The following is a 581-nucleotide window of genomic DNA, read 5'->3' on the forward strand; positions in this document are numbered from 1 at the left end:
TGGTCTTTGTGAGATTAGAAGTTTTCTTTCCAAATTGCGCACGGTTCGATTTTCGCGCGTTGCAACTTGTGGCGATCTTTTTCTGCATCGCGTTTGAACTTGTACGGGCCAAGTACAACACGGTACCAAGAACTGCCTTCTTTCTTACGAATTTTGCTCGAAAGACCTTGGAAAGCAATAGCCAGCTTTCGTTCTTCGGCCTGTGCTTGGGTTTTGTAAGCGCCACACTGCATTACGTATGGGATTTTAGATACTTCGATTTCTTTGGCGACGACTTCCACTTCTCGCTTGGGTAAAGATTCGACGTATTCCCACTTCTCTTCAGGTGGTGGTGGCAAATCCTTTTTCGGCTTTGGCTTACTGACGGTCGTGGTAGGTTGTTGAACCACGGGTGGTTTCGGTTCTGGATCGTTACTTAATAAATACAGACCATAGCCAAAACCGCCCACAAGCAAGATTGCAAGTAGACCACTACGCCAAGGTTTTCTTTTGGGAGGTTGTTTTTTTGTCGACTTTTTTGGGGCGCCTCGCCCCCGTCTCACATAATCTCTGTTTGCCACGGTTACTTCTGGTCATCAAGG

At 46.8% G+C, this 581-nt stretch carries 1 protein-coding gene; it reads right to left on the reverse strand.

Annotated features, from left to right (window positions below):
• Positions 1–14: 14 nt before the first annotated feature.
• On the reverse strand, positions 15–560 hold the full coding sequence (gene ftsN / locus R8O11_RS29760; RefSeq protein WP_005481405.1) for a cell division protein FtsN: 546 nt from the start codon (positions 558–560) through the stop codon (positions 15–17).
• Positions 561–581: the final 21 nt, after the last annotated feature.

Source organism: Vibrio sp. 1288 (assembly GCF_033344475.1).